Raw genomic sequence first — 26,378 nt, 5'->3', positions numbered from 1 at the left:
GCCTTGCGGCCATCGCATTTGACGGTGAGGCACCCAGCACAGGGGCCGTGTCCACGACCCCGAGATGTTCGGGATTTGCCACAAGATGCCGCGTCCGCTCCTGTCGACCGTCGCCGTCCTGGCGCTCACTGCCGGCCTCGGCGCCTGCGCTTCGTCGCGCCTGGAAGGTCAGCCCCGCAACCGTGGGCTCGGGCCTCAGGCTGCCCTCGACATGTCGGTGCCGGCCATGCCCTCCGCCCCCATCACGTCCGCGCCTCTGGCACCCCCGCCGGGGGCAGCCGCCGCCGTGGACGCCCCTCCGCCCGTCGGTGCGGACGTCGCAGTGGCACCCGCGACCCCCGTCATCGCGCCCGAGCCGAGCGTGGCGTCCGTCGCCCCGCCGGCTCCGCCGCCCGTGGTGGTGGCTTCGGGGCGATCCTCCGTGGTCGGCAACTGGACCGCCAAGGACGCGACGGGCGCGAGCTGCAGGGTGTCCCTGTCGAGCGCCCCGGCCCTCGATCTCTACAAGGCCAGCGCCGCCGCCTGTCCGAACAAGGATCTGTCCAAGGTGACCGCCTGGGATTACCGCGACGGTGAGGTCTACCTCTATCAGCCGGGCGGCACCGTGACGGCCCGCCTGCGTCAGGGCGGCGGCGCCCTCGATGGGGCGCTTTCGAAGTCCGGCGCGTCCCTGGCGATGGTGCGCTGAAGCCGGCGCGTCAGGGGTTCACCCGCAGACCGAGCAGCCACGTGTTGGAGTGGAAGCTCGACGTGGCGATCGAACTGTCGACCTGCTGGTAGACGTAGGTGCCGCGCATGGTCAGCCACCGGTTGAAGCGGTAGTCGATCCGCGCCGTACCGGAGAATCCACGGTCGGAGATGTTCACCCGGTCGTAGTCGCTGGCCACGAAGGTGAGCCCGCCGATGAGCGAGAGGTTGCGCAGGAGATCGTGCTGGACTTCCAGTGTGACGGCCTGGGTACGCACGCCGCTGGAGCCCGCGACGGACGTCTCGACGATCCCCGCCGTCGCGTTGAGACGAACCGCCGTGAGGGGACTGACCGTCCACAGCAGGGATGCGTTGAGGACCGGAGCGGTGAGGTCGCGCAGGTTCGGGTCGTTGTAGGTGCGGTGCTGCAACCCGGCCGAGACCTCGCCCGCGAGGAAGCGCGTCAGTGCGATGCTGCTGCCCGCCGAGAGGGTCAGCCCATCGGAATCGCGCCGCGTGCCGGTGGAATCGACCCGCAGGTCGTAGACGCGGGTGTCGGCGAGAACATCGACGAACGGAGTGAGACTGGGCGAGATCTCGTAGCCGGCCCGGAGCTGCAGGCCGTACTGGTTCAGGTTGCGGTCGCTCTGGGTGATGATCGTGCCATCGGTCAGTCGGGCATCCTCGAACTGCGAACGATCGAGGAGGCCGCGCAGCGAGACCTGGACGCGATTGAACACCTCCGTCACGCCGACCGTGGTTCCGTAGCTCATGACGAGGGGGCGCGTCGCCGCGCCGATGTTGAGGTCGGGCGTGCCGGTGCGTTGCGTCTCGATGAGAAAGCGGCCTTCGACGTCGATGCGGGTGTCGCGGTTGGCGTCGATCCGCAATCGGGTCACGCCGAGGCCGTTGGGCCGGCTCGCCGCGTCGTTGTCCGGAAACTCGAGGTACGAGCCGCGCAACTCGCCGGTCAACTGGCTCGACGACCAGTCGCTGCGAAAGGCGAGATCCGCTTCCGTTCGGAGCGCCACCGACGGCCTGACGGCCTGACGCGTGGTTTGATCGGGGTTGGTGTCGTAGCCGAAGCTCTGCTCGAAGCCCGGCAGGAACGTGAAGGTGCCGAGCTTGATCCCGAGTGGGGCATAGGCCGGGTCGACGGCCAACGGCTGGCGCAGGCTGCCGCCGAAAAGGAAGCCCGGGGTCTGGATTCCGGCGAGCGGCAGAAGCGTGGGAAGGGAGGTCGGGAGGGGGACGCCGACCACGGGCGTCCGGATGACCGGGGTGAGCCGGAGATCGGTGGGCGATGTCTGAGTGATCTGGCGCGTGATCCGGGTCGTGGCCGATCCAAAACGGCGGGCCGGCGCCGCTCGACGACGGAGCACGGCGCCGAGGTCACGGTTGTTCGGTCCGCTCGACGCACCGGACACCCGCGTACCGCCGGCCGCGCGGTTCGGGATCCGCAGTCCGGCTCCGGACTCTCCCCCCGCTGCATCGCCGCTTCCCGCTACACCCGCACCGCTATCGGAAGCCGGCGGGATGCGTGGCGAGGCAGCGTCGGTTGCCGTTGCGTCGGCGAGGGGGTCGGTCTGGGCCGTGGTGCCGAAGCTCGGAGCCGTGTTGCCGCGCGAGACCTGCGCCGCGACGATGCCGGTGCCGGCGAGGACGGCCACCGCCGTCAGGGCGAGGCCGGGCAGGCTCCGCTTTCGCCACTCACCCGTCGGCCGCACACGCATCACGGACCATCGTCCTTCGAGGCGAAGCCGGACGTCCCCACATCCGGGAGCGCCCCGGCCTCGGGGGGATCGTCCCGTTGGAAACGGGTGGATCATGGTTAAAACCGCTACAACCGACAGGGTTAATGCGGCGTCAACGGTGCTTCCCGACGGGGCGCCGTCCTCGGCGCCCGGGCCGCCGTGCGACCACATTCGCGCGCCATAGGCGCGGCATGGAGGACCGCCGGACGGCCTCGGGTTCAAGGAGACGGGGTGGAATGCCGCCAGCGAACACGGCCCTGGACGGGGCGTCGGCGATTGATGGTGCGATCGACGGTGTGACGCCGGCCATGGCTTCCGCCCTGCGCACCATCGGAACCGAGCGCGATGGGCTCGCGTGCCTGATGGAGGCCATCGGCAACGGTCTCGGCGATCCGTTCACGGCGGCAGTGGCTCGCCTCAGCCGTGCCAAGGGCCGGGCGATCCTTACGGGAATGGGCAAGTCCGGTCATATCGGACGCAAGATCGCCGCGACCTTCGCATCCACCGGAACGCCGGCCCTCTACGTTCATCCGGCGGAGGCGAGCCATGGGGACCTCGGGATGATCCAGCCCGAGGACGTCGTGGTGGCGCTGTCGTGGTCGGGCGAGACCACGGAACTCGCCGACATCATCGGCTACGCCCGTCGCTACCGTGTCGGCCTCATCGCCATCACGGCCAATCCGGGCTCAACCCTCGGACGGGAGGCCGATGTCTGCCTGACCCTGCCGAAAGCCCGCGAGGCCTGCCCCAATGGGCTCGCCCCCACCACGTCGACGGCCATGCAGTTGGCACTGGGCGACGCGCTGGCCGTCGCGTTGCTCGAAGCCCGCGGCTTCTCGGCCCGTGAATTCGGCATCTACCATCCGGGCGGCCGCCTTGGCGCATCCCTGCGTCAGGTCCGGGAGGTGATGCACACGGGAGAGCGCCTGCCCGTGGTTCCGCGCGGCACGCCCATGCGCGCGGCCATCCGCGAAATCGACGCCAAGGGCTTCGGCTCGGTCCTCGTGGTCGATCACGAAGGGCGACTCGCCGGCATCGTCACCGACGGCGACCTGCGCCGCAATGTCTTCCGCAGCGACCTCGACAGCCTCGCCGTCGAAGCCCTGATGAGCGGGACGCCGCGCACGGTGGTGCCGGAAACCCTTCTGGCGAAGGCCCTCGAGATCCAGGAATCGATGAAGATCACCACCCTGGTGGTGATCGAGGACGGTCGCCCCGTGGGCCTCGTTCACTACCACGACCTTCTGCGCGCCGGCGTCGCCTGACGGCGAGAGCATCGGCCCGCAGGGTGGAAACGGGCTACCCGGGGAACCGGTACAACGACAGGTTCGGGCGTCGTCGCGGAGACGGTAAGCAGGACGATGCCCTAGCGGCGTCTGAGCCAGCGCGCGACCCGTTCGGCGAGCGGGCCCTGTGCGATCCGGCGGCGGGCCGCGTCCTGGTCCGCATCGATGGCGTCGAGATCGTCGAAATGGGCGGCACGGTGCACGAGATCCTCGGCGACCGCGTCCGGGTCAGGCACCCACCATCCGAAATGGAACCCCTCGTCCGGACCGGATTCGGTGCCGACGGGATGGTAATACCGCCCCCGCGTGTGGTTCAGGGCGTCGAGCAGGGGAAAGTTCGCATTGAGGTGCGGGGCCCAGTTGAGGCCGAGGATGCGCCGGCCTGGCGCGGCGAAGGCCGCCGTATGGAAGGCCGAGCCCGTCGTGCCCATCACCACCCGACGCTCCGAGAACAGCCGCACGAGGTCGGGTAGTTCGAGCTTCTCCGGATAGACGATATCGACACCGCGCCGGGCGAGCGCCGCTTCCAGCGCCGCCTCGTTGCGCAGGCGCGAGATACCGACGACCAACCTGGCCTTCGACAGGTAGGCGGGACGCGCCGTACCATCCACCACGGTATTTTGCCAGAACGGGCGGCCGATGGCCTGGACGAGGCCGGCATGGACCGCGTGTGCGAAGGCCTGTTCCTTCAGGCTCGGTGCCGGCAGGACGAGGTGCGGGATGCGGGTCGGCCGATCGAAACGGATCACAGCGTCCGGGGTCAGGCCGAAGGCTGCCAGGATCGGGGCCAGGAAGGGTAGGGCGGCCGGATCGCCGGTGGCGTGGCAGAGCAAGCGCGGGGGCGGGCCGCGCCAGTCGAGGAGAGGCCAGAGTCGGCCGAGCGTGCCGACGAGGAAGTGCCCGTAATGCGCGGCGAGGGCGCCGAGATAGAGGTGCGGAACCGCGTCGGCACAGGCTTCCGCTTTCGCTTGCGAACCGCCGGCGCCCTCGAGGAGAGCGCCATCCGGACCGGTCAGGTTCCAGGGCGCTGTCCCGATGTCCGGACGGTAGATCGCATCGGTCACGACACGTAGGGCCGGCGGGGCGGCGATGCGGTCGGTCCGCCCCCAAACCACACGGCAGCGCTCCAGCGTATCCGTCACCCCATGCCTCGTCGCCGTCAGGACATTCTCTCGGTCCATGCGGGAGAGCGCGCCGGGAGTCGGCCGTTCACCTTCCGGCTGCCGGCAGGCGGTCGTATAGTCCCGCCATGCCCCTCGCGCCATCCCGCCCCCTCGCACCGGTCCGCCGCCTCGATCCCATCCTCGTTGATCGCATCGCGGCGGGCGAGGTGGTGGAGCGTCCGGCCTCCGCCGTGAAGGAACTCGTGGAGAACGCCATCGATGCGGGCGCGAGGAGCATCGAAGTCACCATCGAGGGCGGGGGTCGGCGCCTCATCCGGGTGGTCGACGACGGCGCCGGCATGGATGCCCAGGATCTCGCCCTGGCGGTGGAGCGCCACGCCACCTCGAAGCTGCCAGACGGCGACCTCACCCGGATCGACACCCTCGGCTTTCGCGGCGAAGCGCTGCCCTCCATCGGCGCGGTGGCCCGGCTGACCCTCACGAGCCGCACGGCGGAAGGCGAGACCGGGCACAGCCTCACGGTGGATGCGGGCGTGCGCGGTGAGGTGCGACCGGCGCCGAGTCCGCGCGGGACCCGTATCGAAGTCGCGGACCTCTTCTCGGCGACGCCGGCCCGCCTCAAGTTTCTCAAATCCGACCGGGCCGAGACGGCGGCCATCAGCGAGGGCCTGCGGCGCCTCGCCGTGGCCGAGCCCGGCATTCGCCTTGTTCTCCGCGCGGAGGGTGGCAGCCCCATTGTCTTCCCAGCCGAGAGCGAAGGCGGACCCGCCGCCGTGCTGCGACGCCTGACGGCGGTGCTCGGTCTGGAGTTCGGCGCTAACGCGATCCCCCTCGACATGGCGCGGGAGGGTTTCGCGCTCTCCGGCCATGTCGGTCTGCCGAGCTTCCACCGGGGCAACGCGAACCAGATCCATTTCACCGTGAACGGCCGGCCCGTGCGCGACCGCCTGCTGCTCGGTGCCGTGCGGGGCGCCTACGCCGACACCATGAGTTCCGATCGCCATCCCGTGCTCGCCCTGTCGATCACGTGCGACCCGGCCTTCGTCGATGTGAACGTCCATCCGGCCAAGACCGAGGTGCGGTTTCGCGATGCGGCCCTCGTGCGCGGTCTCATCGTCAGCGCGATCCACGAGGCGCTGCGCCGTGCCGGCGCCCGTACGGCGACGACGACGGCGGCGCGCACCCTCGACGCCCTCCGATCGGAGCCACTGCCGACGGGTTCCGAGGCGGCCCACGGCCTGCCGAACGAAGGGCGCTCGCTGCAGGCGCATACGGGGTGGGGTGCGCGGCCGTCCGCATCGCCGCCCCTGCCGCGTGGCCTGCCGTCGTTCGGTGCCCCGGGGCGCTTCCCAGCGGCCCGGGACGGGACGCCGTTCCGGGCCGGTTTCGACGAGGCACCCCAGGCTGCCTTCACCCACGATTTCGCCCCGCCGAGCGCCGATCTGCGCCGTGAGGGCGCGGCACATCTCGAAGAGGCGGAGGCCGCCGCCGACCATCCGCTCGGCGCAGCGCGGGCTCAGCTTCACGAAACCTACATCGTCGCCCAGACCCGGGACGGCCTCGTGCTGGTCGATCAGCACGCCGCGCATGAGCGCCTCGTCTACGAGCGGCTGAAGCGCGAGCGCGCGGGTGGCGGTATCGCCCGCCAAGGCCTGCTGATTCCCGATGTGGTCGAGATGGCGCCCGACGATGCCGCCCGCCTCCTCGACGCCGCGCCGGACCTCGAGCGCCTCGGGCTCACCCTCGAAGCCTTCGGCACCGGAGCCGTGCTCGTCCGCGAAGTGCCGGCGGCCCTCGCCGGCGCTTCGACCCGAACCCTCGTCATCGATATCCTCGACGCCCTGGCGGGCAGCGGACTGGAGGACGGCGGCCTCGACGGACGCGACGAGGGCGGTGGTCCCCTCAGCCGACGCCTTGATGCCATCCTGTCCCGCATGAGTTGCCACGGCTCGATCCGCGCGGGCCGGCGCCTGCGTCCGGAGGAGATGAACGCGCTCCTGCGGGAGATGGAGGCGACGCCCCTGTCGGGCACGTGCAACCACGGTCGCCCGACTTACGTTGCTCTGAAGCTCGCCGACATCGAGCGGTTGTTCGGCCGGCGTTGAGCTCACCGCTTGGGGATGCCGCCCTTCGAACAAGCCGAGGCCCGCTAAAAAGCGTCAGCCGGTGAAGCGGACGAAAGCCACGGCGGTGTCGCCGTAGACCCGGCGTTCCAGCTCGCGAAAATCCGGCGGCAGCGTGATGGTGACGCTCGCGGTCTCCTCGACCACCACCAGGGCGTTGGGGACGAGCCACCCCCCGGAGGCCGCCGAGGCCAAGGCCGCGGGAGCGAGATCACGCCCGTACGGCGGATCGCAGAAGACGAGCCCGAAAGTGCCGCTGGTGCCGACGGGCCCGAGGCGGGTCGCGTCCCGGCGAAACAGCCGGGTCCGCCCCTCAGCGCCGAACGCTTCGATATTCTCTCGGATCAAGCCGCGTGCCTCCGCCCCCTCGTCGACGAGGAGCGCATAGGCGGCCCCCCGTGACAGGGCTTCGAAACTGAGTGCCCCCGTCCCGGCGAAGAGATCGAGAACTCGCGCGCCCACGACCGCGTCGTCGTAGGCGTGCGTCAGCACGTTGAAGACCGCTTCCCGCAGGCGGTCCGATGTCGGACGGATGGCCTCGGTTTTCGGGGTGGCGAGGCGGCGACCGCGCTGGTCGCCGCCGACGATCCTCACCGGCTACCGCCGCGCGGCGGGCGACCCGCGCCGCCGCCGGGCTTGCCGGCCGAGCCACCGCGACCGCCAAAGCCACCAGGTTTGGCTCCGCCGACGCGACCCGCGCCGCCGGCCTTGAACCCACCCGGCTTGCCACCGCTGCCGCCGGGCTTGCCGCCACCGGGCTTGCCGAAACCGCCAGGCTTGCCGAAACCGCCGGGTTTTCCGCCGGCCTTGAATCCACCCGGCTTGTCCCCGGGACGGAAGCCGCCGCGATCGGCCCCGGAGCGCTCACCACCGATGTCGCGATCCCCGCCGCCGGAGCGTTCGCCCCCCTTGAAGCCACCCGCCTTGAAGCCGCCGGGCTTGAAGCCGTCAGGCTTGCCCCCACCCGCGCGGAACCCGCCGGGACGATCGTCGCCACCCCGGAATCCGCCGGGCTTGTCGCCTTGGAAACCGGATGGCTTGTCGCCTCGCGGCGCGCCTCGGTTGAACGCCGGGTGCTCGCCTCTCTCGGCGAATCCTCCGCCATCGCGTGGCTTGAAGGTGCGCGGACGTTCGTCGCTACCCCGGGGAGGACCACGCCGCTCGGCATTGTCCGGTCGGGCGAAGGGACGGGGCGCACCCTGGCCGCGGGGAGCGTCGTCCCGGCGCTGGGGCCGGGCATCGGCGTCGAAACGGCGCTGTGGGCGCTCGGCGGCTTCGTTCTGGCGCGCGGCACGGGCATCGGCCTGACGAACCGTACGCACCGGACGTTCACCGGTTGCCGCATCGTCGCGACGGGCACCGCGATCGCGGCGATGCGGCTCGGGCGCCGGCTCCTGCGGACTGGCCTTCAGGCGTTCGACCAGCACGCGGCGATCGCCCGTGCCGATGGAACCGACACGCTCGCGGCCCCGTGCGGCAGCGGCCTCCCGCTCGGCCTTCGGATCGGCGCCCCGGCGGGGAATCTTCACCCGGCGCGGGCCATCGTCCTGCGGAGCCTCTTCCTCGGCGCGCCAGACGGAGCGGCGCGGGCCGGCGCTGTTGCCGCCGGTGGGCACGCGCGCGGGTGCGGTCGGCTTGTACATGGGGCGGTCGCCCCCCCGCGATGCGCCACGATCGGCGCTGCGCTGAGGCCGCGCCTCGCCGTCGTCGAAGTCGCGGCGTTCACGCTGCTGGGCGGCCGAAGCGCTACGCGCGGGCTGCTTCGCTTGCTGTTTTGGCGACCCGAACGGCGCGATGGGCTCGCGAACCGGGCTTTCGAAATCGACACCCGCCTGCTCGGACAGGCCGGGGCCAAGCTGTTCCTTCAGGACCTTGGTGCGAATTTCCTCGGTCAGGCCGGCTTCGAGGTCTCCGAGCTGAAACGGCCCGAAGGAGAGGCGAATCAGCCGGTTCACGGCGAGCCCGAGGTGCTCGAGGATCCGTTTGACTTCGCGATTCTTTCCCTCGCGAAGGCCCAGCGTCAGCCACAGATTGTCCCCGGATGCCCGGTCGAGCACCGCGTCGATGGGGCCGTAATCCATCCCGTCGATGGTCACCCCCTTCCGCAGCTTGTCGAGTTCGGCCTGGGTCGTGTCGCCGTGGGCCCGGACGCGGTAGCGGCGCAGCCAACCCGTATCAGGGTGAGCGATGACCTTCGCGAGACCACCGTCGTTGGTGAGGAGCAGCAGGCCCTCGGTGTTGATGTCGAGACGGCCGATGGCCACGACCCGAGGCAGATCCTCCGGCAGCGCCTCGAACACCGTCTGGCGCCCCTCCGGATCGCGTGCCGTCGTCACCAGACCGCGCGGCTTATGGTAGATCCACAGGCGGGTGCGTTCGCGCTCGGGCAGCGGATCGCCGTCGACGGTGATCTCGTCGGCGGCGGTCACGTTGATGGCTGGCGAGGTCAGGATCTTGCCGTTCAGAGTCACCCGGCCCTGCTCGATCATCAACTCGACGTCCCGGCGCGACGCGATGCCGGCCCTGGCGATGGCCTTGGCGATGCGCTCACCCTCATGGGTCGATGCCGTACCTTCCGGCTCGTCGGCTTCTCCCGCAGCCGGCTTACCGGCGGGCTTTGCCGCGGCAGGCGCCACGGGCTTGCGCCGGAGGGGCGCGTCGCCGCCGCGCGAAGGCATCGCGGCCTTGCGCACCTTCGGCTGTTCCTCGGCCGAGGGGCCCGGTACGCCGGCATCGGTTGCGGGTGACCAGGGGGCTGCTTCGGCCTGCGTCGATACGGAAGGTGTGGCGGGCGTGTCGTCGGACCCGCCCGTCTTGTCGTCGATGTTGTCGCTCATCGTGCCCCCATAACAGAGCAGGGGCGCCGTTGCGAGATATCCCGATCGACAGCCGCTTCCCGACCGTGCAGGCGCACGAACGCGAAAAGGCGGCCCAAAGGCCGCCCTTCCGGATTTCTGCGTCACCAACCTCTGCTGGGACGCTCACGCCAAAACAAGGTTCAGATCTTGCTCTTCACCGTGTCGGCGGCATTCTTGATGCCGTCCTTGGCATCGCCCACAGTCTTCTGGGTCTCACCCTTCAGTTCCTGGGCTTTTCCCTCGGCCTTGAGCTTGTCATTATCGGTCGCGTTGCCGATACCTTGCTTGATGTTGCCGATGGCCTCGTTGGCGACGCCCTTGATCTTGTCGGTGGTGCTGCTCATCGTGAGACCCTCTTTCGAAACGGGCGGCTCGGCCGCGTTGCACATCAAACGGTACCAGCTCGACTGTTGTTCCCATCTCACGCTCGGCAGAACCACACGGGGCGCGATAAAAGCCAACATTTGTTCGGGTCGCGGCGACCCGACTGGACGGGATGCATTGGTTCGGGTCGCGTCGACCCGACTGTACGGGATGGATGTCTGTGCGCTTTCCTTTCGACACCGATGATCCTTTGGGACACGCCTTCGACGCTGCCCGTCATGCGGCGCTGGAAGGGGAGGTGCCAGTGGGCGCGGTGGTGGTCCTGGACGGTCGGGTGGTCGCCAAGGCGCACAATCGTCCCCGTGCCCTCAAGGACCCGACGGCGCATGCGGAGATTCTTGCGATCCGCGCCGCCTGCACGGCGCTCGGCACGGAACGTCTGACGGATTGCGATCTCTACGTGACCCTCGAGCCCTGCCCGATGTGTGCGGGCGCGATATCGTTCGCCCGGATTCGCCGCCTGTACTTTGGGGCTTACGACCCGAAAGGCGGCGGTGTCGAGCATGGCCCGAGGGTCTTCAACCAGCCGACCTGCCACCACGCACCGGAGGTGTACGGCGGGTTTCGCGAGGCCGAAGCCGCCGCACTCCTGCGGGGGTTCTTCCAGGCGCGCCGCGACGGAGAAGGGTAGCCTCAGCTTCCGCCGCCGCCACCGCCGCCGGTGTTGCCGATCGGCTTCGTGTTCTGCTCGGCGTTGCCGCTGGCGCCGGAATTGTTCGAGCGGGTCTCCGCGCCCGTGGCGCCCGGGGCCACCGAGCCGATCGAGCCCGGGCCGCCATTGTCGATCCCACCCGGTTTCACCACCGGCGTATCGGATGTCCCGGGCGTCGTGATCCGGGGCGGCCCCGGCTGACGGATCTCGGCGGGGCCGGTGCCCTGTGCGAGAGCCGAGGTTGCGAAGACGAGGGCTGTGGACGTCAGGAGAAAGCTGCGCATCGATGGGGGTCCTGCTCAGAGTTCCGAAAATCCGTACTCCACCAACACCGTGTGAGAGCTCCGGTTGCAGCTCCCCCAGCATCACGAAACCTCACGCCGCGGCAAGCGGCTTCGAGACGTCTTCCAGCGACTTGCCTTCGGCGGCCGTGCCCCAGATGCCCCCGACGATGGCTGCGATCGCCATGAGCGTTGCACCGATGGCGTAGCCGATGAGGACGTTGTCCCGCGACCCAGTCTCCACGAGGGCGCCGAACAGGAGCGGCCCTGAAACGCCACCGATCCCGGTGCCGAGCGCGTAGAACACCGCGATGGCCAGCGCCCGGATCTCCAGGGGGAAGGTCTCTGCCACGGTGAGGTAGGCCGCGCTCGCGGCGGCGGAGGCGAAGAAGAACACCACCATCCAGGCCGCCGTCTGGCCGACGGGGCCGAACACTTCGATCTTGAACAGGTAACCGGTGATGGTCAGCAGCACCGCCGAGATGCCGTAGGTGAAGGCGATCATCTGGCGGCGGCCCCAGGTGTCGAACAGGCGTCCCAGCAGCAGCGGGCCGAGGAAGGAGCCCAGCGCGAAGGGGAGCAGGTACCAACCGACATGATCGCCCGGAACGCCGTAAAAGCGCTGGAGCACGAGGGCGTAGGTGAAGAACAGAGCGTTGTAGAAGAACGCCTGCGCCACCATCAGGGCGAGGCCGACGAGGGTCTGCTTGCGGTGGCCGCCCAGCATGGTGCCGAACACTTCACCCAAGGGGGTGTGGCTGCGGGTCCTCAACTTCATGCGCTTGGCCGGATCGACGGGCGGCAGGGTCAGACCCTCGTCGATGAAGCGCTTCTCGATACCGGTGACGACCCGGTCGGCTTCCGCCACGTAGCCGTGGGTGGCGAGCCAGCGCGGGCTTTCGGGAATCCAGGTCCGCAGGAGCAGGATCACGAGGCCGATGCCGCCGCCGACGAAGAAGGCGATGCGCCAGCCCCAGGCCGGGTCGATCATGCCCGGGCGCAGGACGGCGATGGACAGGAAGGAGCCGAGGGCGGCGCCGATCCAGAACGACCCGTTGATGACGAGGTCGGTCCAGCCGCGCACGCGGGCGGGGACGAGTTCCTGGATCGTCGAGTTGATGGCCGTGTACTCGCCACCGATGCCCGCCCCGGTGAGGAAGCGGAAGATGCAGAAACTCCAGATGTTCCAGGAGAGGCCCGTGGCGGCGGTGGCTGCGAGGTAGAGGGCCAGGGTGATGAAGAAGAGTTTCTTGCGCCCGATGCGGTCCGTGAGCCAGCCGAACCCGAGGGCGCCGACGACGGCACCCACGAGGTAGGAACTCGCCGCCAAGCCGATGTCGAACTCCGTAAAACTCATGGGCGCGGCGCGGAGTGCGCCGACGAGGGAGCCGGCCAGGGTCACTTCGAGCCCGTCGAGAACCCACGTGATCCCCAGCGCCACGATGACGAGGACGTGGAATCGTCCCCAGGGCAGGCGGTCGAGGCGGGCGGCGATGTCGGTGTCGATGACGGTGCCCATGGGCACCCGCTCCGGCGTAGGGCCGGACGCGGTCTCTGCCTTGGTCGCCATCGATACCTCGTTAAGCGTATTGGGACTGAAGTGTGGGCAATCCGCCGGACTCGGCAACGGTTCCGCCAAGCTTTCATCGTTCGTCGGGTGGAATAGCATCTTGGTTCCGGATGTACCCTTCTCATGCTGTCCCGCGCCGGCCTCGCGGCCCTCCTGATCATCGTCTGTTCTCGATCCGTCGCTGCGGAGGATCCTGCACGATCCGGCTTCGCGTGGTGGCACCTGCGGCCGACCGATGTGATCACGACCGGGTCGACGGGCGCGGCGGAGCCCGAGCGGCGCAACGCCAAGCCTGCCGTCGCCAAGCCTGCCAACGCCAAGCCTGCCGTCGCAGAACCGTCGCGGGAGCGACGCTCCGTCCGGGTGGTCTATCCAGGGCTCACCGCGGGGCGGTGAGGGCGTCGCGGCGCGGGTCGAGGGCTTCGCCAAGGGCATCCCCCAGCACGTTCAGGGCCAGCAGCGTCGTCACAAGGAGGGCGGCGGGGGCGGCGAGCATCCACGGGGCGGATTCGATGGCCCGCGCGCCCTCCGCGATGAGGGCGCCCCAGCTCGTCTGCGGTTCCTGCACCCCGAGGCCGAGGAACGACAGGAAGCTCTCCAAGAGAATGACCTTTGGAACCAACACCGTAGCGGCGACGGTGACGGGCCCGAGGGTGTTCGGCACGATGTGACGGACGAGGATCCGCGCCGAGGACAGGCCCAGGGCCTCGGCGGCGCGGACGAAGTCTCGCTGGCGGAGCGACAGGGTCTGGGCCCGGACCATCCGGGCCATGTCGAGCCATTCGACGGCGCCGATGGCGACCAGGATGAGCCCGAGACCGGCGCGGAAGAACACCAGCAGCATGATAACGAAGAACACGAACGGCAGGGCGTAGAGCACGTCGACGAGGCGCATCATCACGGCATCGAGGCGCCCGCCGGCGTAGCCCGCCACCGCCCCGTAGGTGAGCCCGATGAGGAGGGCGACGCCGGTGGCGACGAGGCCGATGACGAGGGAGACGCGGCCGGCGACGAGGGTGCGGGTGAGGAGATCGCGCCCCAGGACGTCGGTGCCGAGGAGAAAGCGCTGTTCCAGCACCGGCACGGAGACCACGAGGCGGCGCCCGTCCTCCGCCCGCTCGAGGATCGTCGCCGGCCCGAACAGGTCGGAGCGGGGCAGGTAGGTCAGCACGCGCGGGTCGATCGAGCGCGGCGCGTCCACAGTCAGGTGCGCCGTTCCATCCCGGATTGTAATGGCGCGCACCGTCACGCGCATGCGGAACGCGAGCCGTTCCAGGGCCGGGCGCACCGTTCCGGGCCGGGGATGCGCCGCGAGGCCCGGCGGCGTGCCGACGAGGTCGGGATAGATTCGACCCGGGTCGTGGCCCGTGAGTTCGGGACCCACGAGACAGGCCAGCGCCACGGCCGCGAGGAACCCGAGCGCGACGATGGCCGAGCGGTGGCGGAACAGGCGCCGGACGAAGCCCCTCATCGAGCGATCCGCAGGCGCGGGTCGAGGAGGGCGCAGAGGATATCGGCGACGAGGTTGAGGCCGATGACGAACACGCCGACCAGCACCACGGTGCCCATCACCAGCGTATAGTCGCGGTTGAGCGCGCCATCCACGAAGGTGCGGCCGAGGCCGGGCAGGCCGAACAGGGTCTCGACCACCACGGACCCGGTGAGGAGCGCGGCGGCGGTGGAGCCGAGGATCGCCACGATGGGCAGGAGGGCGCCGCGCAGGGCGTGGCGGGCGATGCGCAGGCGCGGCAGGCCCATGGCGCGCTGGGTGCGGATGTGCGGCAGGGCGAGGGTCTCGCGCAGCGACGCCCGGGTGAGGCGGGCCAGGAGGCCGGCCTGGGGCAGGGCCAGGGTCAGCACCGGCAGGACGAGGTGGGCGGGGGTACCGCCCTCCCAGCTTCCGACGGGGAGCCAGCCGAGGCCGAGGCCGAACACGATCTGCAGGAGGGGGGCGACGACGAAGGTCGGCACCGCGACCCCGAGGCCGGCGCCGAGGCCGATGACGCGATCGAGGAGGCGGCCCGGACGGAAGGCCGCCCCGGCGCCGAGGCCGATGCCGAGCGCGAGGGCCAACCCCAGGGCGAGGCCGCCGACGGTCATGGAGACGGGCAGGCCGTGGCCTAAGAGTTCGGCGACGCCGCGGTCGCGAAACGAGAAGGACGGCCCGAAATCGCCGCTCGCCAGGGCGCCGAGGTAGCGCAGGTACTGCACGGCGAGGGGCTGATCGAGGCCGTAGGTCTCCTGTAGCGCCGCCATGGCGGCCGGCGCCAGGGGGCGTTCGAGGTCGAACGGCCCGCCGGGGGCGAGGCGGATGAGGAAGAAGCTCACGGTCACCACGGCGAGCAGGGTCGGCACCGCCTGGAGCAGGCGGCGCAGGACGAAGCCGATCACGCCTCGAGCCTCAGGAAGCGGGTCGGCGCGGCGTTGCGGAGGTTCGGATGGTAGCCCGAGAGGCGCGGGCTGATCAGGGCCTTCGAACGGGTGTGCATCACGGGGATCCAGGGCAGATCCGTCACCACGATGGTCTCGGCCCGGAACAGCAGGTCGGCCCGGCGGGCGAGGTCGGTCTCCCCGGCGGCGTCCCGCATCAGGCCGTCGTAGGCGGCGTCGGCGTAATGGCCGGGGTTGAGGGTGTCGTTGCCGCTCTGGAGCAGGAAGAGGAAGTTCTGCGGGTCAGAATAATCCGCGATCCACGAGACCCGCGCCACGTCGAAGGGCCGGCCCTCGCGCAGATAGGCGAAGTGGGTCTTGGCGTCCGTGTAGGTGAAGCGCGTGGCGACGCCGATGCCGCGCCACATCTCCGCCAGGGCCACCGCGGTGTTGCGGTTGTTGTCGCTCGCGTTGAAGCGATACTCGAGGGCGAGGGGGCGGCCCGGTCCGAAGCCGGCGGCCGCGAGGAGGGCCCGGGCCTCGTCCTCGCGGTCGATGGGCAGGGCGTCGCGGCCGGCGAGTTCCGGCGGCGCCCGGTAATGGTCGAGGCCGGGCGGACACATGGAATAAGCCGGGTCCATGGTCTCGCCCCACAGGCGCTGGGCCAGGAACTCGCGGTCGATGACGAGGGACAGGGCGCGGCGCACCCGGACGTCGTCGAAGGGCGCCCGGCGGGTGTCGAGGGCGAGGGCGTAGAGCCCGAGCGATGGTCCGAGCACCACCTGCCCGCCGAACCGCGCCCGGAGGGAGGCCATCTGATCGGCGGGGAGGTCGGCCAGGGAATCGATCTCGCCGCCGGCGTAGCGCCGCACGGCGCTGGCGAGGTCCGGCGTCGGCAGGAACGCCACGCTGGGGATCGCGACATCGGCCGCCGCGTGGAAATGCGGGTTGCGGACGAGGATGACCCGGTCGTTCGGTGCCGCCTCGCGCAACGCGTAGGCCCCGTTGGAGACGAGGTTCTCCGGCCGGGTGAACGCCGCGCCGAAGCGCGTCACCGTGGCCGGATGGACCGGCAGGGCGGTGGAATGGGTGAGGAGTTCGAGGACGTACGGCGTCGGCCGCTCGAGGGTAAGGACGAGGGTCCGGGCCGACGGCGCGTCCACCCCGATCGACTCGGGCGCTGCCGCACCGCGATTGACGGCCGCCGCGCCCCGGATCGGAAACAGCACCTCGGCGTATTTCGCCGCAAGGGCCGGATCGAGGATGCGGCGCAGGCTGAACACGAAATCGTTCGCCACCACCGGATCGCCGTTCGACCAGCGCGCGCGCTCCCGCAGGGTGAAGGTGTAGGTGAGGCCATCGCCCGACACGGTCCAGGCCTCGGCGCATCCGGGGATGATGCGGCCGTGGTTGTCGTAGGTGAGCAGGCCCTCGTAGAGGTCGCGCAGGATGTGTGCCTCGGCCACCGTCGAGGATTTGTGCGGATCGAGGGTGCCGGGATCGGCGTCGTTCCCGCGCCGGTAGAGACCGGCCGGCGCGGCCTCGGCCGGGCGCGCGAGGGCGGCGGCGGCGAGTCCCGCGAGGCACTGGCGGCGGTGCGGGGCGGGTCTCATGCCGCCTTCGCCGAACCGATGGCGTGGAGCGCGCCAGGCCTCCAATCCTTCCAGGCAATGCCGGTACAGACGGAGGATCGCGCCTTCATCAGCCCTCGGCCCGTCGCGCGGAGCGCTTGGGCGCATCCCCCTCTCCCCGCAGGCGGGGCGGGGATGCGCAACGGGCGCTTCGCGTCTTCGACACTGCACCTCTGACGAAGATAGACCGCCACCCGCATCGACGATCGCCCTCCCTGACAGGAAAGAAGCCCGGCGCTCGCCGCGACAGGTTAGGAATGCGAATTCCAGGCCGCTCGATGAGGATCGTACGGCGAGGCACAGGGCGTATCGTCGTACGATCTCAAGCGCCGGTCTGCGCCGAAAACCCCGCCGCCTCGATGCCGGCGACGGCGCAGAGTTCGTCGTTGTCCGAGGTGTCGCCCGAGATGCCGACGGCGCCCAGCAGCGTGTCGCCGTGGCGGATGAGGACGCCGCCCGGCACCGGCACCAAGGCAGCGGGGCCGACGAGGTGGCTCATTGCGGCGATGAAGGTCGGGTCGGCCTCGGCCCGCTTGGCGATGGCGCGGGACCCCAGCCCGAGCGCGAGGGCGCCGTTGGCCTTGCCCATGGCGATCTCGGCCCGGCGCAGGGACGTGCCGTCTTCGGCGGCCAGGGCCTTCAGGGCGCCGCGGGCGTCGAACACCGCCACCACGAGGGGCTTCAGCCCATGGGCGCGGCCGGCCTCGAGGGCCTTGGCGACGAGGGTCTGGGCGGCGGCAAGACTGAGTTCGGACATGGGGCGCTCGCGGGACGATCAGGGTTTGGGGAGGAGCCGGGTGACGTGGCCCATCTTGCGGCCGGGCCGGGCCTCGCCCTTGCCGTAGAGGTGCAGGTGCGCGCTCGACTGGGCCAGGAGCGCGGTCCAGTCCGAGACCTCGTCGCCGATGAGGTTGTGCATCTCGACGGCCATGCCGCCGACGCGGGCGGGGTCTCCGAGAGGCCAGCCGCAGACGGCCCGGACATGCTGGGCGAATTGCGAGGTGGTCGCGCCCTCGATGGTCCAGTGGCCGGAATTGTGGACCCGCGGGGCGATCTCGTTGACCACCACCCGGGCGGGGCCGTCGGCCTGGGGCACCAGGAACATCTCGACGGCGAGGATGCCGACATAGTCCAGCGCCTCGGCGATGCGGCGGGCCATGGCGATGGCGGCGGCCTCTGTCTGGGGCGCGATGCCGGGGGCTGGCACGCGGGTGACCGCGAGGATGTGGTCGCGGTGCTCGTTGGCGCAGGGCTCGTAGGCGGCGAACGCCCCGTCGGGGCCGCGTGCGGCCACCACGGACACCTCGGTCTCGAAGGGCACGAAGCCTTCGAGGATGCAGGGCGCGCCGTCGAATTCGCCCAGGATCGCGGCGGCGTCGATCGCGCCCTCGGCGCGGATCATGCGCTGCCCCTTGCCGTCGTAGCCGAAGCGCCGGGTCTTCAGGATCGCCGGGCGGCCGATCTCTTCGAGCGCCCGCACGAGGTCCTCGGCGGTGTCGACGGCCCGATACGGGGCGGTCTCGATGCCGAGGCCGTTGATGAAGCTCTTTTCCGTCAGCCGGTCCTGCGTCGTGGCGAGGGCGCCGGCATTGGGGTGCAGGGGGGCCTTGGCGGCCAGCGCCTCGGCGGCGGCGGCCGGGATGTTCTCGAACTCGTAGGTCACGACGTCGACGCTGGCGGCGAACCGCGCGAGGGCTTCCACGTCGTCGTAGGCCGCCACGGTCTGGTGCGCGCAGACGTCGAAGGCCGGGCTGTCGGCATCGGGGGCGAAAACGTGGACCTTGAGGCCGTAATTCGCGGCGGCGAGCGCGATCATGCGGCCGAGCTGGCCGCCCCCGACGATGCCGAGGGTGGAGCCGGGCTGGACTTCGGGCAAGCCGGGCTGGACTTCGGGCAAGGTGTTCACGACAAACGGCACGCTCAAGGGAGATCGCTTTGCGGATGGTCGGCGACGCTCGCGGTCTGCGCGGCGCGCCAGGCTTCGAGGCGGGCGGCGAGGTCCGGGTCGGTCAGGGCCAGGATGGCGGCGGCGAGGAGCGCCGCGTTGACGGCGCCGGCACGGCCGATGGCGAGGGTGCCCACGGGGATGCCGGCGGGCATCTGGACGATGGACAGCAGGCTGTCCTGGCCCGACAGGGCCTTCGATTCCACCGGAACGCCGAGCACGGGGAGGGGGGTCATGGCGGCGGTCATGCCGGGGAGGTGGGCGGCGCCGCCGGCCCCGGCGATCACCACCTGGAAGCCTTCGGCCTTGGCGCCCTTGGCGAAGGCGACGAGGCGGTCCGGGGTGCGGTGGGCCGAGACGATGCGATCGCTGTGGGCGACCCTGAGGGCATCGAGGGTTTCGGCTGCATGCCGCATGGTCGCCCAGTCGGACTGGCTGCCCATAATGATCGCGACCGGAGCGGCTCCCGCCATCGTCGTCCCATCCCTATTGATTCAAGGGGGCGGGGGCCTGCGGCACCCCAATCCAGCCGCATACGCGGGCGGTGGCCGAGCCGCAAGGCGGGGCCCGGGACGAGGCGGGTGGCGGCGGGGGGCCGTCCCCTGCGGATTGCGGGTCGGCCCGACGGTGGGAGGCCGGATGATCGATTCGGTTCACGGTTGGTCACGAGCCTATCGGCGGGCGGGCTGTCCTCGAACCGAATTTGCCGTTCGGAACGGGAATGCCGCGTCCAGGGTCAGATCATCCGCCCTGATGCCGGACGTCCGTGATCTGCGCCAGCCGCCGTCCGATCTCCAGCAGGAGCATGTCGCTCATCTGGTGCAGCACGGAGGGCGGAAGTTCATGGATCGCCGCGCGAACGACGAGGCCATGCTCGGCCGCGCGTTCCAGGGATCCTCTGAGATTGGAGGGTCTCAGATCGGAGGTTCTCAGATCGGATGCGGAGAGGCCCGAGACCGTATCCGGCTTCGTCTGGGTGATGTCGACGAGGATACCGCTGCCCCGGGTCGGGCGTCCTGCACGATCATGGGCGAAGCGGCCGCGATCAAGGACCCGGCGCGTCACCCCATCGGCGGAGCGAACGCGATACTCCAAGGTACATACGAGGCCGTCCTCGGCGCTGCGAGCGATGGTCTGGGCCGCGCGTTCGCGATCATGGGGATGAATGCCGGCCAGGAAGGCCTTCAGGGGAGCACCGCTCTTGGCCGCGATGGGGTCGAGGTTGAACACCCGGGCCACGAGCGCGTCCGCGTACGCCCGGTCGTTCGGAACGTCGTACTCCCAACGGCCGATCACATCGGAGGCATCGAGGGCATCCTGCAATAAAATCTGCATCGCTGCGTCTTCGTATGATGTGCGTTGTTCCACTGCGCCCCGCAGCTCCCTCAGATAGTTGTCGTTAAGCAACATAGCCGATGCTAGAGATACCAAACAGAGTTCCGAATAACAAATGTAAATTTTCGCATATTAATCCATGATAAGATATGGCAATAAAATCATATGCGCCGCTGCACATCCAGGACGGATGCTCGTTCAACCGGGAGACCTACGATGGGCCGTAGATTGAATGCCCTCGAAGAACTCCAGGCCAACCTCGCGGATCCCGACGCCGAGCGACGGCAGGGCCCTCTCCAGATCCGGCAGCACTACCTCGCGCGGATCGCGGACACGCTCGGGATCACCACGGCGCAGCTGGGTGAGACCCCCGCCCTCCCAGGGGCAGGCCAACCCGCGATGGACGGCGCGCGGCCAAACGCGGCCGTGAGGACCGAACAGGCCGTCCTGATCGAGCAATGCGCGGCCTTGGTCGACGCCTTTCGCCGGATCCAGGACCCGCAGGACCGCTCGCGCTGCCTCCAGATCGTCTGCGAGGCCGCCGGGGTGGAGTCGTCGCGATCGACTTCATAGAAGGGTCGAGCGGTCGGAGGGACGTGGCCGTCACCGCCGTTCGGCTCCGTTGGCTCGCGGCTCGATGACGGCCTAGTGCCTCGAACAGAATGTCGCTCAAGCGCGGACCGTCAGCCTAGACGATTTGCGACTGAATTTGGTCATAGGTGGTGGCGGCTATGATCCGAACCGACAACGAACTGATCGCCGAGCTTGAGGCGGTCATGCAGAGATTGCGGGAACTGGAACTGCTCACTTCCAATATGGAACGCTTCTTCGAGGTCGGGGAATGGTTGATGTGCTTTGAGGGTGCCTGGATGCTTGCGCGAGACGATCCTGATCATCCTTTGCAATCGGACAAATCGTATCTGGCGTTGGTAGCGTACTTCGCGGGCGAGATAGCGTGACAGGGTGCTCGCGAACGCACTGCGATCCCACCCTCGGTCTGCGGCATGGGTGATCGATGATCCGAGTCCCTTTCAGGCCGGATCAGCGAGCGTCGTGAGAACGCGATCCGTGTAGAGCGCGTCCCCCTGCTGGGAAATCGCGAAGCTCGGCGTCGGCGTCTCGGGCGACCACGCGAACCCTCGGGTCTTAGGATCGTCCGTCCCCAGAAACCCACCCATGGGTGCCCGGGGGGATGGCGATCGTCAGTTGCGTTGAGAGGACGGTCAGGAGAAATTCGGTCCGCAGCGTGCCTTCTTGGATCGTCCGCTTCCAAACTTCGACGCTCTGGGGCCAACAGTCTGCGAGGCAGCCGGTCGAGGCGCACGTCCAACCGGCGACGCTTGGCCTTCCCGTTCTCCGCGCGTGGATCTCGCGGGCCCTGCATAGCCCTCGCGTCATCCCGGTTCGGCGAAACCGGCCGGCCTGGGTCAGGCGATGATGTCCGGCGTGATCTGGTCTTCGATGTAGGAGATCCGGTCGCGCAAGGAGAGCTTGCGCTTCTTGAGGCGCTGGATCTGGAGCTGGTCGCCGGCGACGCTCAGTTCGAGGGCGTCGATGGCGCCGTCGAGGTCGCGGTGCTCCTGCTTGAGCCGCTCCAGCTCGTCGGCGAACGCCGTCGGTTCGTCGTCGTTCAACGCACTCGCCATCGCACCCTGTAGCCCCGGGATCCCCGTGCTCCGACCATGCGGCACCGCTCCGCCGACGGCAAGAACCCCCGGCGCGGCCTGCACAGGCAAGGTCTCACAGGAGCCGGTTAACCACGCCCGAGGCCGGTCCGGAAAAACCCGCAAGCCTGGCCGCCAATAGCCTTCGACAGCCGGCTTCACATATGTCAGTCTCCGATTCGTCGAAACGAGACAGGAGAAGACACTCATGTCACTGCAGACGCACCTGACCCAGCTCGCCCGGAAGCACGAAGCCCTCGAGCGGGAGATCCACGACGCCAAGCACAGTCCCTCGGCGAACGACCTGCGCATCGCAGAACTCAAGAGAAAGAAACTCCTTCTCAAGGACGAGATGAACCGGCTTCGAAGCGACACCGATTCGCTGCACTGAGCCCGTACAGGCCCAAATTTTTCTCTGAGCGTTCGCCGCCGCCCCTGGTCTCCAGGGCGGCGGTTCTCGTTTGCGGGAAGCCCGCCGTCCCGCATAAGGTCCGGCTCAAGCCGGCGACCACGACCGGTCCGACGACCGGAGGATTCGATGGACGCCCCCGCCAACGCCCGGCCCGGCAACGCCGCCTATTCCGAGATCCACGCCGCCTCCCTCGCCGACCCCGAGGCGTTCTGGCTCGCTGCGGCGCAGGCCCTCGACTGGGCGAGCCCGCCGACCCGTGCCTTCGACGCATCGGCCGGGGCCTGCGGCCGTTGGTTCCGCGACGGACGCCTCAACGCCTGCCACAACGCCGTGGACCGCCACGTCGCGGCCGGTCGCGGCACGCAGGCGGCGATCCGGTACGACTCGCCCGTCACCGGCACCCGCCGCACCATTACGTACGCGGACTTGCTCGACGAGGTGGCGACCCTCGCCGGGCTCCTGGCCGCGTGCGGGGTGGGCCCCGGCGACCGTGTGGTGATCTACATGCCGATGGTGCCCGAAGCGCTATTCGGTATGCTCGCCTGCGCCCGCCTCGGGGCCGTCCATTCCGTGGTGTTCGGGGGATTCGCCGCCAACGAACTCGCCATCCGCATCACCGACGCCACGCCCAAGGTGGTGCTCGCGGCCTCGTGTGGGATCGAGCCGAACCGCGTCGTCGCCTACAAGCCGCTGCTCGATGCCGCCATCGCGGCGTCGTCGCACACGCCGCATGCCTGCCTGATCCTGCAGCGCCCGCAAGCGGAGGCGACCCTGGTGCCGGGGCGCGACCGGGACTGGGCCGAGGCCGTCGCGACCGCCAGGGCGGCGGGTCTCCGGGCGGCCTGCATGCCGGTGGCGGCCACGGACCCGCTCTACATCCTCTACACCTCGGGCACGACGGGCAAGCCGAAGGGCGTGGTGCGGGACACCGGCGGCTACTGCACGGCGCTGGCCTGGACCATGCCCAACCTCTACGACGTGGCGCCCGGCGAGACCTATTTCTGCGCCTCCGACATCGGCTGGGTGGTGGGGCATTCCTACATCGTCTACGGCCCGCTGCTGCACGGCTGCACCACGATCCTGTACGAGGGCAAGCCCGTCGGCACCCCCGATGCCGGCGCCCTGTGGCGGGTGGTGTCGGAATACGGCGCCGCCTGCCTGTTCACGGCGCCCACGGCCCTCCGGGCGATCAAGAAGGACGATCCGCGGGCCGAGCGCGTGCGGGACCACGACCTCTCCCGCTTCCGCAGCCTGTTCCTCGCCGGCGAGCGGGCCGACCCGGATTCCGTCGCCTGGGCCGAGCGGGCGCTCGATCGCCCCGTCATCGACCATTGGTGGCAGACGGAGACGGGCTGGGCCATCGCGGGCAATCCGCTGGGTGTCGGCCTGCTGCCGGTCAAGCACGGCAGCGCCTGCGTGCCGATGCCGGGCTACGACCTCGCCGTGCTTGACGAGGCGGGACGTCCGGTGCCGGAGGGCACCATGGGCACCATCGCGCTGAAGCTCCCCCTGCCGCCCGGCTGCCTGCCGACCCTGTGGGGAGCGGACGACCGCTTCCGCACGAGCTACCTCACCACCTATCCGGGCTGGTACGACACCTCGGACGCGGGCGTGGTCGATGCCGACGGCTACGTCACGGTGCTGGGGCGCACGGACGACATCATCAACGTCGCCGGCCACCGCCTGTCCACGGGCGGGATGGAGGCGGTGCTGGCCGCGCACCCCGATGTGGCCGAATGCGCCGTCATCGGCATCCGCGACGCCCTGAAGGGCGAGCAGCCCTGCGGCTTCGTGGTGCTGAAATCCGGCGTCGACCGCGACCCCGGTGTCATCGAGACGGAGCTCGTCGCCCTGGTGCGCGAGCGCATAGGCCCCGTCGCCGCCTTCAAGCTGGCGCTGACGGTCGCGCGCCTCCCCAAGACGCGCTCCGGAAAGATCCTGCGCGGCACCATGAAGCGCATCGCCGACGGCGAACCCTGGACCCTGCCGCCGACCATCGACGACGCCGGCACCCTCGACGAGATCGACGCGAGCCTCCGGGAGCGTGGCTTGGTGTCCGACGGGCAGACACCCTGACGGGCAGATGCCCCGGGGGATACGGGGCCCTTCCGGGCGCGGAACCCTAGCGGGCGCCGCGGGGTTCGGCCAAAAGCACGGGACCGCCCGGGAGAGCCACGCATGACCGTCCGCCTGTTCGAGCCCCTGCGCCTCGATGACCTCGAAATCGAGAACCGCATCATCGTGGCGCCCATGTGCCAGTACTCGGCCCATGCCGGTCAGGCGGGCGACTGGCACCTCATGCATCTGGGGCAGATGGCGCAGTCCGGCGCCGGGCTCCTGACCCTGGAGGCGACGGCAATCTCCCCCGAGGCGAGGATCTCGCCGACCGACCTCGGCCTCTACTCCGATGCGACGGAACTGGCGCTGGGACGCGTCCTCGATTCCATCCGGGCCTCCGCGCCGATCCCCCTGGCGATCCAGATCAACCACGCCGGCCGCAAGGCCTCGAGCCACGCCCCCTGGGAGGGCGGCGCCCAGATCGCACCGGACGCCCCCGACGGCTGGCGTACGGAAGCACCCTCGGCGGTGGCCCACGGCGCCGACGAGGTGCCGCCACACGCCCTCGATGCCGAGGGGCTGAAGCGCATCCGCGACGGCTTCGTCGCCACCGCGCGGCGCGCGCTCAGGCTCGGGATCGACGGGTTCGAGCTGCACGGGGCGCACGGCTACCTGCTGCACCAGTTCCTCTCGCCCCTATCGAACCGGCGGACCGACCAGTACGGCGGCGATCTGGCCAACCGGATGCGGTTTCCACTGGAATGCTTCGAGGCCGTGCGCGACGCCGTGCCGGCGGGCAAACCCGTGTGGATGCGCGTCTCGGCCACCGACTGGGTCGAGGGCGGCTGGACCGTGGAGGAGACCGTGGAACTCACCCACGCCCTCAAGCGCCGGGGTGCGGCCGCCATCCACGTCTCCACGGGCGGCCTCTCGACGGAGCAGAAGATCCCCCTGTCGGCTGGCTATCAGGTGCCGTTCGCCGAGCGGATCAAGGCCGAGACCGGGCTGACCACCATCGCGGTCGGCCTGATCACCGAGGCGGCCCACGCCGAATCGATCCTCGCCGCGGGCCAGGCCGACGCCGTCTCGCTCGCCCGCGCGTTGCTCTACAACCCGCGCTGGCCCTGGCACGCGGCGGCCGAACTCGGCGCGAAGGTGCGGGCGCCCAAGCAATATTGGCGCTCCCAGCCGCGCCAGTACAAAGACCTGTTCCACGAGACCCGTCACGGACAACGCTGAGCATGGACGACGACATCACCACCTTCTCGGTCCAGCGCGTCCGCTACGACGAGGAGAACGGCATCTGCCTCATCTCCGGCGCCGACGACGAGGAGGAGCCGGCGGGCTACTTCATCATCCAGATCGAGAAGGGCGACCCCGACGGTCCCCTCATCGAGATCTTCGGCGAGGACCTGACCCAGGCGGACGGCGTCGAAGCCTTGGAAATCGGCCTGCGCTCCCTGCAGTTCACCTTCGACCCGAAAAGCCTCATCGGTGCGGAGATGCCGATGGTGCGTATCGAGTCGCAGACCGAGATTCCCGAACGGGCGCGGACGCGGTTGGCGGTGGCGTTCGGCAAGCGCGCCAAGCGGGCGTGAGCCGGGTTTCGGCGAATCGGTTTTGCAAGACGGCCGCGCAGGAGAAACGCGATGGCACCGGTCAGGGACCGGGCCGCGCTCGTCGGTCGCGTGAAGAGACCGTCCTTGTTGTAGGCAGAAAACCACGCGCCGGCGCACAGGCGGGGCGTTCGAGGCGAGGCCCGCGTCTCCTCTGGTACGTCCTCGGCGGCGCAGTCCGCAAGCGACCGACCGAATTTGGATGGTTCGCCGTCAGGATCGAGGATTGGAAAGACCGCAAGCGATTTTGAAACGCGCAGGCAACGGGCGTCCGTTGCCGCGACCAAACCGAATTCCTGGGAAGCGTTCGTCATACGTTCGGAACGAAAGGCGTTCGCGCGCGGCAGACCAGTCCTCCCGCGCCCTGCGGCCAGCCATGTGAGGGTGGCACCATGCCTTCGTCGTGGGCGCCCCGCTCCGGCCACGCACCCGACGCCGAGCTTTCACCTCGCGAGCTCCCCCCTCGACAGATCCGTGGCGCGCTGAGTCGAAACAGTTCATCGCCGGCAGGAAGTATCGCCAACAACTTTTCGTGATGTTCCGTAATGAGGAACACACGCGAAGTGAACTGTCGGCTCTGAGGACACACCTAAAAATTTCGTTAATTCAAACGCCGATATCACGTTGA

At 69.7% G+C, this 26,378-nt stretch carries 26 protein-coding genes; 11 read left to right on the top strand and 15 right to left on the bottom strand.

Going from position 1 to position 26,378, the window contains the following annotated elements; genetic code table 11:
• Positions 1-85 precede the first annotated feature (85 nt).
• Positions 86-688: an AprI/Inh family metalloprotease inhibitor gene (locus ASF22_RS02475; RefSeq protein ID WP_056261258.1), complete on the top strand. Its 603-nt coding sequence runs from the start codon at positions 86-88 to the stop codon at positions 686-688.
• Positions 689-698: 10 nt separating this feature from the next.
• On the opposite strand, the gene ASF22_RS02470 is transcribed toward ASF22_RS02475, so the two are convergent.
• Positions 699-2,420, bottom strand: a complete 1,722-nt coding sequence (locus tag ASF22_RS02470) for an outer membrane beta-barrel protein (RefSeq protein ID WP_056261092.1) — start codon at positions 2,418-2,420, stop codon at positions 699-701.
• 329 nt (positions 2,421-2,749) lie between these two features.
• On the opposite strand from ASF22_RS02470, the gene ASF22_RS02465 reads away from it, so the two are divergent.
• Positions 2,750-3,706: a KpsF/GutQ family sugar-phosphate isomerase gene (locus tag ASF22_RS02465; protein ID WP_244472918.1), complete on the top strand. Its 957-nt coding sequence runs from the start codon at positions 2,750-2,752 to the stop codon at positions 3,704-3,706.
• A gap of 101 nt (positions 3,707-3,807) precedes the next feature.
• On the opposite strand, the gene ASF22_RS02460 is transcribed toward ASF22_RS02465, so the two are convergent.
• Complete coding sequence (locus ASF22_RS02460; RefSeq protein WP_162239519.1) at positions 3,808-4,869, bottom strand: glycosyltransferase family 61 protein; 1,062 nt, start codon at positions 4,867-4,869, stop codon at positions 3,808-3,810.
• Between the two features lie 107 nt (positions 4,870-4,976).
• Here ASF22_RS02460 and mutL point away from each other — a divergent pair, with 107 nt between their 5' ends.
• A complete protein-coding gene (gene mutL, locus ASF22_RS02455) occupies positions 4,977-6,956 on the top strand; it encodes a DNA mismatch repair endonuclease MutL (protein WP_056261084.1) in 1,980 nt (659 codons plus the stop codon).
• Between the two features lie 54 nt (positions 6,957-7,010).
• On the opposite strand, the gene rsmD is transcribed toward mutL, so the two are convergent.
• From rsmD to ASF22_RS02440, 3 genes are all read right to left on the bottom strand, one after another.
• Entirely contained in the window at positions 7,011-7,568 is a 558-nt protein-coding gene (gene rsmD / locus ASF22_RS02450) for a 16S rRNA (guanine(966)-N(2))-methyltransferase RsmD (protein WP_056261080.1), read from the bottom strand.
• Positions 7,565-9,811, bottom strand: coding sequence for a pseudouridine synthase (locus ASF22_RS02445; RefSeq protein ID WP_056261078.1), 2,247 nt, complete (start codon positions 9,809-9,811; stop codon positions 7,565-7,567). The genes rsmD and ASF22_RS02445 overlap by 4 nt, the downstream gene beginning before the upstream one ends.
• A 161-nt stretch (positions 9,812-9,972) precedes the next feature.
• Entirely contained in the window at positions 9,973-10,176 is a 204-nt protein-coding gene (locus tag ASF22_RS02440; RefSeq protein WP_056167761.1) for a CsbD family protein, read from the bottom strand.
• A 194-nt stretch (positions 10,177-10,370) separates the two neighbouring features.
• On the opposite strand from ASF22_RS02440, the gene ASF22_RS02435 reads away from it, so the two are divergent.
• Positions 10,371-10,847: a nucleoside deaminase gene (locus tag ASF22_RS02435; protein ID WP_056261076.1), complete on the top strand. Its 477-nt coding sequence runs from the start codon at positions 10,371-10,373 to the stop codon at positions 10,845-10,847.
• 2 nt (positions 10,848-10,849) lie between these two features.
• Here the strand turns inward: ASF22_RS02435 and ASF22_RS02430 are convergent, their stop codons facing one another.
• A complete protein-coding gene (locus ASF22_RS02430) occupies positions 10,850-11,152 on the bottom strand; it encodes a hypothetical protein (protein ID WP_056261073.1) in 303 nt (100 codons plus the stop codon).
• A 91-nt stretch (positions 11,153-11,243) separates the two neighbouring features.
• Complete coding sequence (locus ASF22_RS02425) at positions 11,244-12,719, bottom strand: MFS transporter (protein WP_056167557.1); 1,476 nt, start codon at positions 12,717-12,719, stop codon at positions 11,244-11,246.
• 123 nt (positions 12,720-12,842) lie between these two features.
• On the opposite strand from ASF22_RS02425, the gene ASF22_RS02420 reads away from it, so the two are divergent.
• The gene (locus tag ASF22_RS02420) at positions 12,843-13,115 is read left to right on the top strand and encodes a hypothetical protein (protein ID WP_056261071.1); all 273 of its coding nucleotides are present in this window, start codon (positions 12,843-12,845) and stop codon (positions 13,113-13,115) included.
• Here ASF22_RS02420 and ASF22_RS02415 read toward each other — a convergent pair.
• From ASF22_RS02415 to ASF22_RS02385, 7 genes are all read right to left on the bottom strand, one after another.
• Positions 13,099-14,190: an ABC transporter permease gene (locus ASF22_RS02415; protein WP_056261068.1), complete on the bottom strand. Its 1,092-nt coding sequence runs from the start codon at positions 14,188-14,190 to the stop codon at positions 13,099-13,101. The genes ASF22_RS02420 and ASF22_RS02415 overlap by 17 nt on opposite strands.
• The gene (locus ASF22_RS02410; RefSeq protein ID WP_056261063.1) at positions 14,187-15,110 is read right to left on the bottom strand and encodes an ABC transporter permease subunit; all 924 of its coding nucleotides are present in this window, start codon (positions 15,108-15,110) and stop codon (positions 14,187-14,189) included. Before ASF22_RS02410 ends, ASF22_RS02415 begins: the two co-directional genes overlap by 4 nt.
• Complete coding sequence (locus ASF22_RS02405) at positions 15,107-16,702, bottom strand: peptide ABC transporter substrate-binding protein (RefSeq protein ID WP_056261256.1); 1,596 nt, start codon at positions 16,700-16,702, stop codon at positions 15,107-15,109. The genes ASF22_RS02410 and ASF22_RS02405 overlap by 4 nt, the downstream gene beginning before the upstream one ends.
• Positions 16,703-17,042: 340 nt before the next feature.
• Positions 17,043-17,477 (bottom strand): heme-binding protein, encoded by a 435-nt coding sequence (locus ASF22_RS02400; protein WP_056167568.1) that lies wholly within the window; start codon positions 17,475-17,477, stop codon positions 17,043-17,045.
• Between the two features lie 18 nt (positions 17,478-17,495).
• Positions 17,496-18,638 (bottom strand): 5-(carboxyamino)imidazole ribonucleotide synthase, encoded by a 1,143-nt coding sequence (locus ASF22_RS02395; RefSeq protein WP_274533777.1) that lies wholly within the window; start codon positions 18,636-18,638, stop codon positions 17,496-17,498.
• Positions 18,639-18,640: 2 nt separating this feature from the next.
• Positions 18,641-19,138: a 5-(carboxyamino)imidazole ribonucleotide mutase gene (gene purE, locus ASF22_RS02390; RefSeq protein ID WP_056261061.1), complete on the bottom strand. Its 498-nt coding sequence runs from the start codon at positions 19,136-19,138 to the stop codon at positions 18,641-18,643.
• A 268-nt stretch (positions 19,139-19,406) separates the two neighbouring features.
• Complete coding sequence (locus ASF22_RS02385) at positions 19,407-20,000, bottom strand: PAS domain-containing protein (protein ID WP_056261058.1); 594 nt, start codon at positions 19,998-20,000, stop codon at positions 19,407-19,409.
• A gap of 228 nt (positions 20,001-20,228) precedes the next feature.
• On the opposite strand from ASF22_RS02385, the gene ASF22_RS02380 reads away from it, so the two are divergent.
• Together ASF22_RS02380 and ASF22_RS02375 are read left to right on the top strand one after the other, a co-directional pair.
• A complete protein-coding gene (locus tag ASF22_RS02380; protein ID WP_056167577.1) occupies positions 20,229-20,573 on the top strand; it encodes a hypothetical protein in 345 nt (114 codons plus the stop codon).
• A 158-nt stretch (positions 20,574-20,731) separates the two neighbouring features.
• Complete coding sequence (locus ASF22_RS02375) at positions 20,732-20,959, top strand: hypothetical protein (RefSeq protein ID WP_056261056.1); 228 nt, start codon at positions 20,732-20,734, stop codon at positions 20,957-20,959.
• Between the two features lie 468 nt (positions 20,960-21,427).
• On the opposite strand, the gene ASF22_RS02370 is transcribed toward ASF22_RS02375, so the two are convergent.
• Positions 21,428-21,646: a DUF465 domain-containing protein gene (locus ASF22_RS02370; protein ID WP_056173172.1), complete on the bottom strand. Its 219-nt coding sequence runs from the start codon at positions 21,644-21,646 to the stop codon at positions 21,428-21,430.
• A 226-nt stretch (positions 21,647-21,872) separates the two neighbouring features.
• Between ASF22_RS02370 and ASF22_RS02365 the strand changes: the two genes are divergently transcribed.
• From ASF22_RS02365 to ASF22_RS02350, 4 genes are all read left to right on the top strand, one after another.
• Entirely contained in the window at positions 21,873-22,055 is a 183-nt protein-coding gene (locus tag ASF22_RS02365; protein ID WP_056261054.1) for a DUF465 domain-containing protein, read from the top strand.
• 147 nt (positions 22,056-22,202) lie between these two features.
• The gene (locus tag ASF22_RS02360) at positions 22,203-24,152 is read left to right on the top strand and encodes a propionyl-CoA synthetase (protein WP_056261052.1); all 1,950 of its coding nucleotides are present in this window, start codon (positions 22,203-22,205) and stop codon (positions 24,150-24,152) included.
• Positions 24,153-24,254: 102 nt separating this feature from the next.
• Entirely contained in the window at positions 24,255-25,373 is a 1,119-nt protein-coding gene (locus tag ASF22_RS02355) for an NADH:flavin oxidoreductase/NADH oxidase (protein ID WP_056261050.1), read from the top strand.
• 2 nt (positions 25,374-25,375) lie between these two features.
• A complete protein-coding gene (locus ASF22_RS02350; RefSeq protein ID WP_056173181.1) occupies positions 25,376-25,732 on the top strand; it encodes a hypothetical protein in 357 nt (118 codons plus the stop codon).
• Positions 25,733-26,378 lie beyond the last annotated feature (646 nt).

The sequence above is a fragment of the Methylobacterium sp. Leaf87 genome (assembly GCF_001422775.1).
In the GTDB taxonomy this organism is placed as follows: domain Bacteria; phylum Pseudomonadota; class Alphaproteobacteria; order Rhizobiales; family Beijerinckiaceae; genus Methylobacterium.
This window is presented reverse-complemented; position numbering and strand designations above follow the sequence as displayed.